Source organism: Enterococcus mundtii, from assembly GCF_002947535.1.
Taxonomy (GTDB): Bacteria; Bacillota; Bacilli; order Lactobacillales; family Enterococcaceae; genus Enterococcus_B; species Enterococcus_B mundtii_B.
In genome coordinates, this window is sequence record NZ_PUAP01000041.1 from 18,647 (window position 1) to 32,825 (window position 14,179).

Consider the following 14,179-nt stretch of genomic DNA (forward strand, 5'->3'; position numbering starts at 1 on the left):
AAATCTAGGTTCTTGCTCAGTTATCGCGTAAAATATGCTATAATGAATGAACTTAGAAATGGAGGGAAAGGCAAATGGATTCTCTTTCAAAAGAGACGGCACTCAATGTGTTGATTGATGAGGCAGATCGCATCAAGCGTTTGATCCAAAATCAAACAAATAGTCTTTGTATCTCACAATGTAAAGCCTTTGAAGAGGTAGTCGATACACAAATGTATGGATTTTCTCAGCAAGTGAGCTTTGCGATACGTGTAGGGATCATTGAAAAAAAAGAAGGGCAACTGATGCTCAGCGAGTTAGAACGTCAATTGAATCACTTATACAATGAAGTTTACCGAGAAAATTATGATAAAAAAGAAAGTGGCAAGGGGGAATAAGCTTGCCGAATAAAGTAAAAAAAAGGCATCTGTTGGATTACAGTATTTTAATCCCATATTTGATTTTATGTATCATCGGACTGATCATGGTATACAGCTCCACATCCTATTTACTATTAGCAAACGGGAGCAATCCAGCGTCATCAGTCATCAATCAGAGTATTTTTTGGGTGCTTAGCTTGATCGTTATTGCACTCCTATACAAAATGAAAATCGGTGTATTGAAAAATCAGCGATTGATCATGGCGGCTATCGCAGTCTTGACGATTTTATTATTGATCGTCTTATTTTTTGGGGAAGAACGAAATGGGGCAAAAGGTTGGCTTGAGATCGCCGGATTTTCTATCCAGCCTGCCGAATACCTAAAAATCATTGCCATTTGGTATCTTTCTTTTACTTTGTCACAAAGACAAATGAGTGTGCAAAAAAACTTCATTGCCACGGTCAAACGTCCATTATTGTTAGTTCTTGCCTTGACAGTGTTAGTGGCAAGTCTACCCGATTTCGGGAATGCAACGGTTATTTTTTTGATCATCATCGTGTTACTCTTAGCTAGCGGCGTCAATTATTTTTACACTTTGATCGTTGGTGTCGGAGGGATCATTTTTAGTGTTGCAGCAATTTGGTTGATCAATGTGACCCAAGGAAAACTTTTCCCAGGTCGATTACAATATATTTATCATCGTTTTGAGATTTTTCAAAATCCTTTTTCTGATGAGTTGAATAACGGACACCAAATGGTCAATGGCTATTATGCGATGTTCAATGGTGGTCTATTCGGTCGCGGATTAGGGAATAGTATCCAGAAAAAAGGATTTCTACAAGAAGCGCAAACCGACTTTATTTATGCCATCGTAGTAGAAGAATTAGGTGTGATCATGGGTATCTTGATCTTAGCTTTATTGATGTTTATGATCGCCCGTATCATCTTAGTGGGTATCCGCTCAAAAGATCCATTCAATTCTTTGCTATGTATCGGGATCGGTTCGATGTTTCTGATCCAAGTATTTGTCAACCTTGGCGGGATCACTGGGATCATCCCATTGACAGGGATCACATTCCCGTTCTTGAGTCAAGGTGGTTCGAGTTTACTGATGCTTTCGATCTGCGTAGGTTTCGTCCTGAATATCAGCGCAGATGAGAAACGTAAGAGTTTAGGTATTTACTAAAATTGACGTAGGAGTGATTCGATGAGAAAAGTTTTGGTAGCTAACAGAGGAGAGATTGCTGTACGGGTATTTCGTGCGTGTACAGAATTAGGGATCCAAACTGTAGGTGTCTATGCAGAAGAAGATGAATATTCCGTGCATCGCTTTAAAGCGGATGAAGCATATCTAGTAGGTAAAGGAAAAAGACCGATAGATGCGTATCTTGATATTGAAGGGATACTTGAGATCGCTAAAGCTAGTGGAGCAGACGCGATCCATCCAGGTTACGGATTATTATCTGAGAACTTACACTTTGCTACACGTTGCAAAGAAGAAGGCATCACTTTTGTTGGGCCAGAACTTCATCATCTTGATATTTTTGGCGATAAAATCAAAGCGAAAACAGCGGCAATCGAAGCTGGCATCGCATCGATTCCTGGGACAGATGGACCAGTAGAGTCAATTGAAGAAGTCTTGACGTTTGCTGAACGTTATGGTTATCCAGTAATGATCAAAGCAGCACTGGGCGGTGGCGGTCGTGGGATGCGTGTGGCGCATGACGAAAAAGGCGCTCGCGAAGGATATGAACGTGCAAAAAGTGAAGCGAAAGCTGCTTTTGGTAGTGATGAAGTCTATGTTGAAAAGTATATCTCAGATCCAAAACACATCGAGGTCCAGATCTTAGGTGATACCCATGGCAATATCATCCATTTATTCGAACGTGATTGTTCAGTTCAACGCCGTCATCAAAAAGTCGTAGAAGTCGCTCCTTGTGTTTCGATGAATGAGCAACAGCGTCAACGTATTTGCGATGCCGCTGTCCAGTTGATGAAGCATGTGGGGTACGTCAATGCAGGGACAGTCGAATTTTTAGTGGAAAATGACGAATTTTACTTTATCGAAGTCAACCCACGTGTCCAAGTGGAGCATACGATCACTGAGATGATCACTGATGTCGATATCGTGACGACCCAATTATTGATCGCACAAGGAAAAGATCTGCATAAAGAAATCGGATTGCCACAGCAAAGCGAAATAAAGATCAAAGGTTCAGCCATTCAATGTCGGATCACAACGGAAGACCCATTGAGTAACTTTCTACCAGATACTGGCAAGATCGATACGTATCGCTCGCCAGGTGGAATGGGCGTACGCTTGGATGTAGGGAATGCCTACGCAGGCTACATCGTTACCCCGTATTTTGATTCGCTTCTAGTGAAAGTTTGTACCCATGCGGCTGATTTTGCAACAGCGATCCAAAAAATGGAACGTTGTTTGAGAGAATTCCGTATCCGTGGAGTGAAAACGAATATTCCTTTTATGTTGAACGTCATCTTGCATCCGGAATTCCAATCAGGACAAGCCAAAACGACGTTCATCGATAGTACCAATGAATTATTTGATTTCCCACGCTTACGTGACCGTGGAAATAAAACGATGAAATATATCGGAGAAATCACGGTAAATGGTTTCCCTGGCATCGAACGTGGGGAAAAACCATATTACGATGCACCACGCATGCCAAAAGAGCTGATCACTCGTCCGGATTACATCACAGCTAAAAATGTCTTGGACAAAGATGGCTCTTCTGCGTTAGTGGATTGGGTCAAACAACAAGAAAATGTGTTATTGACAGATACCACGTTTAGAGATGCCCATCAAAGTTTATTGGCTACCCGTGTGCGTACAAAAGATTTCAAAGAAATCGCACGTTTGACTGGTGAAGGGCTTCCAGAGCTGTTTTCAAGTGAAATGTGGGGTGGCGCGACGTTTGACGTTGCCTATCGGTTCTTGAACGAGGACCCATGGAAACGCCTGAGAAAGATTCGCTCATTGATGCCGAATACTTTATTGCAAATGCTCTTTAGAGGATCGAATGCTGTTGGTTACTCCAACTACCCAGATAACGTGATCGCTGAATTTATCAAAGAAGCAGCCGCCCAAGGCATCGATGTCTTCCGCATCTTTGACAGTTTGAACTGGGTTCCGCAAATGGAAAAGAGTATCCAAGCCGTTCGTGATACAGGAAAAATTGCAGAAGCGACGATCTGCTACACAGGTGACATCAATGATCCAAGTCGTGCGAAATATAATGTGCAATATTATAAGGACATGGCAAAAGAGCTGGAACGTTTAGGCGCTCATATGATCGCGATCAAAGATATGGCAGGATTGTTGAAACCACAAGCTGCTTATCGCTTGATCAGTGAATTGAAGGCGACAACGGATCTACCAATCCATTTACACACACATGATACGAGTGGCAATGGGATCATCACTTACTCAGCAGCAACCAAAGCGGGTGTCGATATCGTCGACGTAGCGATGAGTGCGATGAGTGGAAATACTAGCCAACCAAGTATGAGCAGTTTGTATTACGCTTTGGTCAACGGTCCACGTGTACCAGAAATCAATGTCGAAAATGCGCAACAGTTGAATCACTATTGGGAAGATGTCCGCATGTATTACAAACCATTTGAGAATGGCTTGAATGCACCTGAAACTGAAGTCTACATGCACGAGATGCCAGGTGGACAATACTCGAACTTGCAACAACAAGCCAAAGCAGTTGGCTTAGGTCATCGTTGGGATGACATCAAAAAAATGTACCACACAGTGAACCTGATGTTTGGCGATATCGTCAAAGTCACGCCTTCTTCTAAAGTTGTAGGAGATATGGCTTTGTTCATGGTCCAAAATGAGTTGAGTGAAGAAGATATTTATGAAAAAGGCGAGACATTGAGTTTCCCAGAATCAGTCGTTACCTTCTTCCAAGGAGAATTAGGTCAACCAGTAGGCGGATTTCCAGAAAAACTCCAAAAGATCATTTTGAAAGGTCGTCCAGCCATCACCGAACGTCCAGGACTATTCGCTGAAACCGTGGACTTTGAAAAAGTCAAAGCTGAATTAGCCAAAAAGATCGGCTATGAACCAAAACAAGAAGAAGTTTTGAGTTACTTGATGTATCCGCAAGTGTTCTTGGATTATCAAACAGCTTATAATCAATTTGGTGATGTCACATTACTGGATACACCAACCTTCTTCCAAGGGATTCGTTTAGGTGAAACGGTCAACGTTCAAATCGAAAAAGGGAAGATCCTGATCATTCGCTTGGATGAAATCGGCGAACCGGATATTGAAGGGAATCGTGTGTTATTCTTTAATTTAAACGGTCAACGAAGAGAAATCACTGTCAAAGATACGTCGATCGTCAGTGCTGTAAAAACAAGACGCAAAGCAGAACCAACCAATCGCGAACAGATTGGTGCGACGATGTCTGGTTCAGTCTTAGACGTCTTAGTGAAAAAAGGCGATACGGTCAAAAGAGGCGATACATTGATGGTCACTGAAGCAATGAAGATGGAAACTGCTATCGAAGCGCCATTCGATGGAGAAATTGCACATCTCTATGTTGTTGCTGGCGACCCGATTTCCTCAGGTGATCTATTGATCGAAGTTACAGAAAAATAAGAAAGGGGAGGGAACAGTTGAAACGATTAGGTTTATTTATGGCAACACTACTATTCGTCACGTCGGTTTTATATTTGGAGCCCGTAGTGTTCCCTCCTAAACTTGAAACATCCACGCAAGACCAACAACTGATAGGAAACCAAAATCAGGTAACGTCTTGGAAATACCAGGAGCTAAATGCGACTGGCTTTTCTACATATATTGGTCGATCAGTCACCGAATTAGAAGCAGAGATTGGTTCGCCCAAAGATCGTTTGACAAGCGGATTCGGTTTTGAGATCAGATATTATCAAGATCCAATAAAACAAATCGTACTTGAAGCAAATATACAAAATGATCGAGTTGAGGCCATCAAAGTTTTAAATGCAAACGCAACTAGCTTGACCCCTTTTTCCGTGGGCATGACTATGCAGGATCTGACAGAGATTACAACAATATTCCCAAACTTCACATTTGAGTATGAAGAAACCGAAGTCGGAATCGAGTTGACAGAAGAAGACATGAATTATCGTCCCTTGATTGCTTTTGATAATGGTACATTTGCAATGCTTTTCTTTGATCAAGATACAGGTGGGTTATTTTCAACAGTGTATTTAAACAAGAAAAGCTTATTGAAGTTAATGCCCTACCAAGTTTTTGGTGAAGGATTGCCCCACTACGAAATGGAGAGCTCAGCAGACTGGGAAAGTATCAATCAGTCAAGAGAGCGTGTCATCACCAGATTATTGACGAGATTACGCCAAGAAGCTGAATTGCCTGATTATCATTACTCTCCAGATTTTATGATCCAAACGAATGTACTATTAACAGATTTTATCGAACAACCAGAAGAATGGTTGGCAGATAATCGTTTGGCAGAGTGGCAAATGGCAACGCAGACTTCCCAAACTACAGTTAAATTTACGTTATCAAATGATGAAATCAATCGCTTAGTGGAAAAACGACAATTAGATCAAACAACTGGAATTTTCATGCATCCAATCATTGATCCGACTTTTTCAGTTTTATTGTTATATACTGATCCTTATTATCATGACCGATTCTTGGAAAAAGAACCAACACAGTTAGGCGTTGCGTTTTCGAAAGAAAACATGTTAGTCTTAATGAAGGAAAAAGAGGAGACTAGTGAAAGCAGTGATAATCAATGAGGAGTTGTTTGAACTGGAGGACCAGTGTCATCAGCTTGTTCAAACGATTGTAACAAGTGAAATGATGGAACAATATCTCAAAACAAAAAAAGAGATGGAAGCTTCTATCAAAGTCAACCAGTTAAAAAATGATTTTATTGCAAGCAGACAAGCATTTGAAGAAATTTCGCTTTATGGAAAATACGTACCAGAGTTTCGTGAAAAGCAACGAACCGTAAGACAAGCCAAACGGCAGTTGGATCTAAATGAAGAAGTAGCTGCCTTTCGAATAAGTGAAACAGAATTACAAAAGATACTAGATTCCATTGGAAAACAACTTGCACATACGATTTCGACGGAGATCAAGATCAGTGCAGGTAGTCCATTTTTTGAAAAAAGTGAAGGGTGCGGAGGAAACTGCTATGGACATAGAAAATAAAGAATTTGAACAAACACATCGGCGAGGGTTGGTCGTGTGGGTATATAGCTTAAAACAATTGAAAAATCTTCGCAAATTTGGTTTGGTGCATTATGTCTCTCGTAAAATGAAGTATGTGATCATGTATTTAAATGAAGACAATTATGAACAAACCGAAGAAAGAATCAAGAAATTACATTTCGTACGGAATGTCGAACGTTCTTATCGACCAGATGTCGAAATGAATTTTGCTGAAAAAATCGGTAAAAAAGCAGATGCAAAAGAAGAAGGCTTTGAGATCGAAGAATTAAATACCAAGATCCGCTTAGCAGATCACGTATTTTAGTGAAAAGAGTCTAGCTTTTAGCTAATGTGATCAGCGAAGATGAAGAAAATGTGATAAAAAGATTTTGAATAGTTATAAAAAGTTAAATTAAGAAAAAATAGACTTGAGAATTGACGATTTTAGTCGGAATCAAGTCTATTTTTTTGGTATACTAATAACAGTATGTTTCAAGGAGTGAGTAGATGCGAGTAATTTCAGGAGATTACGGCGGTCGCCGTTTAAAAAGTTTAGCAGGACCAAATACTCGACCGACTTCCGATAAAGTCAAAGAGTCGATATTCAACATGATCGGTCCTTATTTTAATGGAGAGGTCGTTTTGGATCTATACTCAGGAAGCGGAGGTCTAGCGATCGAAGCAGTTTCTAGAGGCTGTAGCTACGCAATCTGCGTGGAGAAAAACTATCAAGCACTAAAAATAATCAAAGAAAATATTGAAATCACAAAAGAACCGAACAAATTCAATACAATGAAATTAGATGCTGATAAAGCGATTGAGTCACTGGCGAAAGAAGATCAAAAGATTGATCTCCTATTTTTAGATCCACCTTATGCCAAACAAAAAATCGTCGATCAAATTGAACGTATGGAAGAATTGGCTCTTTTTCAGGACGCTGCCTTGATCGTATGCGAAACAGATAAGTCAGTTGAGCTTCCTGAGACAATAGGAAATTTTCAACAAATCAAACAGCAGACCTATGGCATCTCTGCTGTGACCATTTATAGAAAAGAGGAAATATGAATGAGAAGAGCTTTATTTCCAGGGAGTTTCGACCCATTGACTATGGGTCATTTAGACACGATCGAACGAGCTGCGAAGTTGTTCGATGAAGTGATCATCGGTATCTTTATCAATACATCAAAAAAAACATTGTTCACGGCTGAGGAACGCTTGGAACTGATCACACAAGCAGTCGCACACTTAGAAAATGTTCGAGTGATCCACCAAGAAACACAGTTGACAGTGACGACGGCAAAAGAACTAGATGTTCAAGCGTTGGTTCGAGGTGTTCGTAGCTTCAAAGATTTTGAATATGAACGTGACATTGCGCAAATGAATCATCACTTGAGTCATGAATTGGAGACAGTGCTTTTTATGGCAAAACCAGAGTATAGCCATATCAGCTCAAGTATGCTTAAAGAGGTTCTTTATTTCGGTGGAGATGTGAGTACCTACTTACCTCCAGTTATCAACGAAGCATTAGCTAGAAAGCGTGAAAGTCATGCAGAATAAGAAATGGTTGAAAACATTATCCGTGATCCTTTTAGGCACGTTATTAGCAGGCTTTGTTATTGTTCCTTTACCTTATTATGTGGAAGCTCCAGGTGCCACGATCGATCTTAAAGATATGATCACAGTCGATGATCAAAAAGATAAAGAATCAGGCTCTTTCTCTCTCACTTCTGTAGGAATCAGAAGAGCAACAGGATTTGGTGTCGTCTCCGCACTTCTCTCGGATTTCCAAGATGTTATCAGTGAAGAAGAGTTGACTGGTGGAGCGACAAATGAAGAATATAACCAGATGCAAAAATACTATATGGAATCCTCGCAGAATGCCGCCATCGAGCAAGCATTAAAACTAGCGAATATTCCTTACACCATGGAATTCAAAGGCGTCTATGTCATGGGCGTCGAAAAAAATTCGAGCTTTTACAAGAAACTATCTGTTGGCGATACAGTCACAAAAGTAGATGGGATGAGTTTCAAGAGTGCGGAAGAATTTATGGAGTACGTGAAAGGACAAGAAGTAGGACAGGTTGTCACGATTACTTTCATCCATGATGGCAAAGAAGAAGAAGCTTCTGGAAAACTGATCGAGTTATCAACAGATAAAAAACCAGGGATCGGAATCACTTTGACCGATCATACAGAAATCGCCACAGACACAGAAGTGGCAATCAATTCTGGTTCGATCGGCGGGCCTTCAGCTGGCTTGATGTTTACTTTGGAGATCTATGAACAGTTGACGGATCAAAATATTCGTAAAGGGAAAAAAATAGCCGGTACAGGTACGATCAACAGTGCAGGTGAAGTGGGACGTATCGGTGGGATCGACAAAAAAGTGGCGAGTGCAGATGAAGCAGGAATGGCTATCTTTTTTGCGCCAGATGATACGATTTCTGAGGAAGTAAAAAAAGAAAATCCAGATATCAAAACGAATTATGAAGAAGCCAAAGCTGCGGCAAAAAAACTCAATACTTCAATGAAAATCGTTCCTGTCAAAACGGTACAAGATGCCTTAGAGTATCTTGAGAACATGGAATAAACCTGTGTTGACTGGAATGCTATGTTCTTTATTTTAAAGTAAGGTCGGGATAGAAGTGTTTAGTCTCGAGAAATAAGGCGCCATCTACGAAAATCGTTCTTCGATTTTTTGTGGATGGCGCTTTATTTTCGAAGAGGTTACTTTTGTTTCCGTCGTCTATTCGGTTTTAGAATGCGCGAGAGGACGAATGTCTCCCGCTCTTTTTCTTTTTTTTCAGAAATAACAAAAAAACGTTTTGTTGTTTTGTAGGTTATTTTAAGTAAGTTTGCTACCATATAAAAAAGAGTTAGAAAGGAGCAATCGAGATATGGAACAACCTAGTAAGCAACAAGGATCATTCGACATCGGTCAATATTACTCCGAAAAAAAGTATAAGAAAAATTTTGGGCACTTGAAAAAAACAGCAGACTTTAAAACCGCATTAATGGATTTTAACAAACAGTTGGAAGAAACGAAAGATAAACTGCCAAAACACCGAAACGGTGTTTTGTGGACCAGACGCATTCTTGCAGATTTTAGACAGAAAAAGTTGAGCCGAACTGATAGGGTCGTCAACTTTATCCTTAGGCGTAAGAATAAAGATCCTGAAAAATACGAGAATACGCTAAAGGAATTGAACAGTGAATATTTTAAATCAGAATACATTCAATCGGTAGTTGATAGAGATGTATTGATCGATCCTAAAGAAATCATTGATGAGATCAAGCATTTGGCTTCAAGAGTAAACTCTATCCCTACGAATCGTGGGTTAGAACTAAGAGAACAGTTTCGAGAACAAACGTCAGAACAAAAAACTTGGAGGATACCTGAATCAGAAGATGAATTACACTATAGCACCCTTTCTTTCCTAGAAGAAGGTGGAGAAAGCGAGAAGTCTCGCAAGATAACTATCAATAGAAAAGCTGAGCCCGTCATTTATGCGGTGATCCGACGAGTAAACAATGGGGAGAAAGTTTCATTAAATATAGAAGTGTCCGATAATAAAGAAAAACTAGTCGAACAACCTGTAAAGAGACACCGAAGAAATCCTTCTGTTCATGGTGAGGTGGCGTTTGTTGGTCCTTCTGAACAGCTAACCAAACAACCAAGACGGCTATCACCAATTTCAGAGTTGCCAGAAAATAATGAGAGAAAAAATTCATTGAAAGATGAATTTGAACGACGCAATTTGAAACTCCGAGAAGTAAAATCCGCGACCAACCAAGAACTTATTTCGTCAAAAACTTTATCTGGAGAAGGGGCTATCCAGTCAGTGAAACAACGAATCTGGGAAATAGAGAACGGATCTGGAAAGTCCGACCGTATGGTATTTAATAGGCAGAATGCCTCGGACAAACGTTCATTTGGTATGACAAAGCAAGCAGCAATGAGTAAGTCAGGAGAAAATCGACCACCAACCCCACCTTCGCCAAGTTTGAAGCCGAAACCAAGGGTAGAACCGACGAGGTAAACAGCTTGTTGATATAAAAATAAAAGAAATAATCATTTGAGGCGTATCTAATAGTGAAGGAACATCGCAGTATAGATGTTTTTTCACTATTTTTTAGAAAGGAAAATGAAATAGCAAAGAATACTAATGAAGAAAATAGTTCAAGAAATCTTTGATTCGCCAAAACGTCTCATTCTATTTTTCATCATCAGTGCGTCCATTAGTATGGTAGTAGGAGTGGGCATGTATTTTCATCTGGTTTCAACTAATAGAAATGAGTCTAGTGAAGCACCATTGATAACTGCTACGAGCGCTGATAGCCCCCAAAAGACTGCGACAACTGACACAACGAAAAACGACCCAATCATGTATGTAGACGTGAAAGGAAATGTCAATCGACCTGGAATGTACGCTTTCACAGACGAGGAACGTGTATTTGATATTATTGAAAAAGCAGGGGGATTAACACCACAAGCTGATGAAAAACAGATCAATTTTGCCGCAAAAGTTTCGGATCAACAAGTGCTTTATATTCCCCAAGTTGGGGAAGAGATGCCTCAGTTCGCAGAGGAAGTAAAGGAAAAAGAACAGACAGAGGAAAAGAAAGTCAATCTTAATACTGCCAGCCTTGCTGAATTACAGGAGCTTCCGGGAATCGGCGCAATGAAAGCACAAGAAATCATCAACTATCGAGAAGCCAATGGTTCCTTCCAAACAATTGAAAGTTTGAAAGAAATATCGGGATTTGGCGAAAAGACAGTTGAAAAACTGAAAAACTTCGTTACAATTACAATAGAATAAACCAATGAGGTGACAAATAATGAGCAATGAACGAATTCCTTGGGATCAGTATTTTATGGCGCAAGCCGTATTATTATCATTAAGAAGTACATGTACACGATTAGAAGTAGGTGCCACATTAGTTAGAGAGAAACGAATCATTGCGGGCGGTTATAATGGCGCAGTGAGTGGAGATGTTCATTGTATCGACGAAGGTTGCTATGTCGTGAACGGGCACTGTTTACGAACGATCCATGCCGAAATGAATGCATTACTCCAATGTGCAAAACTCGGAGTTCCTACAGAAGGGGCTGAGATCTATGTCACCCATTTTCCATGTTTGGCATGTACAAAAGCGTTGCTTCAAGCAGGGATCAGAAAAATCCACTACTTGCATGATTATCGCAATGACCCCTATGCACAGTCATTGATTACTCAATTAGGGGCATCCGCTCATCAAGTCAATTTAGATATGAAATATTTTGCTAAACTTCAACAAGAAGCAACAGGAGAACTTGATTAAACAATTTGGCGAACAAGTTCGTAATTACTTGATTTTACCAGCAATGTCTTCGATCACTTTATGTTTCGTTTATTATCAGGAGCATGATCTGCCTCGCTTGATCGTTGCTGGTCTTTTTCTTCTTATTCTATTCAAACAAAAGCAAGCGGTGATCTATCTTAGTTGTTTTTGTAGTTTGACTGTCTGGTTTGCTTGTCTTCGTTCCGAAGTTCCCCCGATCGATCAGACAAGAACAACTGAAGAGTTTCTATTGATGACCGATACGATTCAACGTAATGGTGACTGGTTGACTGTAACAGCGCAACGAATCCCCACGAAACAAAAAATCCAGTTAAGTTATCAAGCCAAAACAAAAAAGGAAGCACAACTATGGGAGGAGTTTCGTGGGCATCCGATCGAACTTCGAGTAACTGGTAGTTATCAGACACCCGAAACTTTACGCAATCGTTATGCATTTGATACGGTCAATCATCTGAAAGGGGCACGAATCAGTGGTCAGTTCCATGGAAATGATTTTCAAGTCCTTCCTTATAAAAGGGGAGGGCTGACTCTATTTCGTGACCTTCGGGGGAAAGCAATCAATTATGTAAAAAAACGCTATCCTAAAAAAATAGGGATGTATATGAATGCGTTACTTTTCGGTTTTCGTGATGCTGCTTTTCGCGAATCTGAAACAATTTTTAAAGCAACTGGATTACTGCATCTATTCGCAGTTTCAGGCATGCATGTCCACTTTTATTTGGGCTTTTTATATTATCTTTTTCGAAGAAGTGGTTGTCTGTTGTCTATCACTATCATTCCGCTGACGTTACTTACAGGTATTTATATCCTACTAGCTGGCGGCTCATTTTCTGTTGTTAGAGCAGGCGGTTTGTTTATTTTGAAGCTCGTACTCAAATTGGCATCAATCAAACTATCTACGCTTGATTGTTTTTCTTTGAATCTATGGTTGCTTTTATTGTTCGATCCTTTGATCCTGCTTCAAACAGGTGGGCAATTAAGTATATGGCTGAGTTTATTATTTATGACACTTCCTCATTCATCCAAAGGTTGGATATCTCATTTATTCTATATATTCCAAATAAGTGTGATCCTATTACCTTTAAGTACTTGGTATTTCTATGAATGGTCGTTTTTAGGTGGCTTATTCACGACACTTAGCATTCCCTTATTCCAATACATCCTTCTTCCAGGGATGGTTATTCTCTTTTTAACAGGCAGTATCCTTCCGCAGTCCTTATTAGAAATCATCGAATCTTGTTTGTTTTTCTTTGAAGACTTCCTCTCTTATTTTGATTTTTCCATACTGGCCATCGGGCAACCCGCTTTTTATTTCGTCTTATTGAGTATTGTCGTTCTCTTATTGTTTTTTGAAAGCGTAACGATTTCTCCATGGGAAAAAATCATGTATTCATCACCAATCATTGTCAGCTTTTTCTTGATACCATTACTTGATGCCTCGACCACAATCACGTTTATCGATGTTGGACAAGGCGATAGCATTCTACTAAAAAGTCCGCTGAAACAAGAAGTGGTCTTGGTTGATACCGGTGGAAGATTACGTTTTGAAACAGAAGCGTGGCAGCAACGTATTACTCGTCCATATGCAGAAAATAATATCGTTCCATATTTAAAAGGACAAGGGATCACCACGATCACAAAATTATTTCTCACACATAATGACACTGATCATATCGGCGAATTAGAAACACTATCATCACATTTCACCATTGAAAAGATATATATTGGTTGGGGAGCTGCCACAGAGCCAAAGTTTCGCGAACGATTGGTAAAACTTAGGAAGCAGGGCATAAAAATCATAGAAGTCAAACGAGGCGATCGAATATCTGCCTACTTTGACTTGTACGTCTTGATGCCGAATAAAGAAGGACAAGGTAAAAATGAAGATTCATTGGTTCTTTGGTTGACGTATAAGAAGCAGAAATTTCTATTACTGGGTGATTTGGACCAAGAAGGGGAACTCGACATGATGAATGCTTATCCAACATTAACGGCGGATGTCGTGAAACTAGGACATCATGGAAGTCGTAGTTCGAGTCACCCTACGTTTTTAGCTGCTTTGCAACCAAAGATCAGTATCTTATCTAACGGGCTAAACAATCGCTATGGCCATCCACATCCTGAAGTCCTAGACACGTTGGAAAGCTTAGAAATTGCTGTTTATCGAACAGATAAAAATGGAGCGATCACTTTTTATTGGCATCCTATCTGGGCAAAAAATGGCCGACTTCAGAAAATGATAGACTAGTAATTTTTGTTTTCTCGTGATAGGAT

At 40.0% G+C, this 14,179-nt stretch carries 13 protein-coding genes; all 13 read left to right on the plus strand.

Annotated features, from left to right (window positions below):
* Positions 1-74 precede the first annotated feature (74 nt).
* Positions 75-377: a YlaN family protein gene (locus tag CUS89_RS12945; RefSeq protein ID WP_010735661.1), complete on the plus strand. Its 303-nt coding sequence runs from the start codon at positions 75-77 to the stop codon at positions 375-377.
* A 2-nt stretch (positions 378-379) separates the two neighbouring features.
* Positions 380-1,546, plus strand: coding sequence for an FtsW/RodA/SpoVE family cell cycle protein (locus CUS89_RS12950; RefSeq protein ID WP_104872423.1), 1,167 nt, complete (start codon positions 380-382; stop codon positions 1,544-1,546).
* 21 nt (positions 1,547-1,567) lie between these two features.
* The gene (locus CUS89_RS12955) at positions 1,568-4,996 is read left to right on the plus strand and encodes a pyruvate carboxylase (RefSeq protein WP_104872424.1); all 3,429 of its coding nucleotides are present in this window, start codon (positions 1,568-1,570) and stop codon (positions 4,994-4,996) included.
* A 17-nt stretch (positions 4,997-5,013) separates the two neighbouring features.
* Positions 5,014-6,144, plus strand: a complete 1,131-nt coding sequence (locus tag CUS89_RS12960; RefSeq protein ID WP_104872425.1) for a CAP-associated domain-containing protein — start codon at positions 5,014-5,016, stop codon at positions 6,142-6,144.
* Complete coding sequence (locus CUS89_RS12965) at positions 6,131-6,562, plus strand: YlbF family regulator (protein WP_104872515.1); 432 nt, start codon at positions 6,131-6,133, stop codon at positions 6,560-6,562. Before CUS89_RS12960 ends, CUS89_RS12965 begins: the two co-directional genes overlap by 14 nt.
* On the plus strand, positions 6,546-6,887 hold the full coding sequence (locus tag CUS89_RS12970; RefSeq protein WP_104872426.1) for a YlbG family protein: 342 nt from the start codon (positions 6,546-6,548) through the stop codon (positions 6,885-6,887). Before CUS89_RS12965 ends, CUS89_RS12970 begins: the two co-directional genes overlap by 17 nt.
* Before the next feature lie 182 nt (positions 6,888-7,069).
* Complete coding sequence (rsmD, locus tag CUS89_RS12975) at positions 7,070-7,627, plus strand: 16S rRNA (guanine(966)-N(2))-methyltransferase RsmD (RefSeq protein WP_104872427.1); 558 nt, start codon at positions 7,070-7,072, stop codon at positions 7,625-7,627.
* Positions 7,628-8,119, plus strand: a complete 492-nt coding sequence (gene coaD, locus CUS89_RS12980; RefSeq protein ID WP_104872428.1) for a pantetheine-phosphate adenylyltransferase — start codon at positions 7,628-7,630, stop codon at positions 8,117-8,119.
* Positions 8,109-9,152: a SepM family pheromone-processing serine protease gene (locus CUS89_RS12985; RefSeq protein WP_104872429.1), complete on the plus strand. Its 1,044-nt coding sequence runs from the start codon at positions 8,109-8,111 to the stop codon at positions 9,150-9,152. Before coaD ends, CUS89_RS12985 begins: the two co-directional genes overlap by 11 nt.
* A 307-nt stretch (positions 9,153-9,459) precedes the next feature.
* Positions 9,460-10,602, plus strand: coding sequence for a hypothetical protein (locus tag CUS89_RS12990; RefSeq protein ID WP_258082432.1), 1,143 nt, complete (start codon positions 9,460-9,462; stop codon positions 10,600-10,602).
* Positions 10,603-10,728: 126 nt separating this feature from the next.
* A complete protein-coding gene (locus CUS89_RS12995; RefSeq protein ID WP_104872430.1) occupies positions 10,729-11,382 on the plus strand; it encodes a helix-hairpin-helix domain-containing protein in 654 nt (217 codons plus the stop codon).
* A gap of 19 nt (positions 11,383-11,401) precedes the next feature.
* Complete coding sequence (locus tag CUS89_RS13000; RefSeq protein ID WP_104872431.1) at positions 11,402-11,884, plus strand: ComE operon protein 2; 483 nt, start codon at positions 11,402-11,404, stop codon at positions 11,882-11,884.
* Complete coding sequence (locus tag CUS89_RS13005; protein ID WP_104872432.1) at positions 11,877-14,153, plus strand: DNA internalization-related competence protein ComEC/Rec2; 2,277 nt, start codon at positions 11,877-11,879, stop codon at positions 14,151-14,153. Before CUS89_RS13000 ends, CUS89_RS13005 begins: the two co-directional genes overlap by 8 nt.
* Positions 14,154-14,179 lie beyond the last annotated feature (26 nt).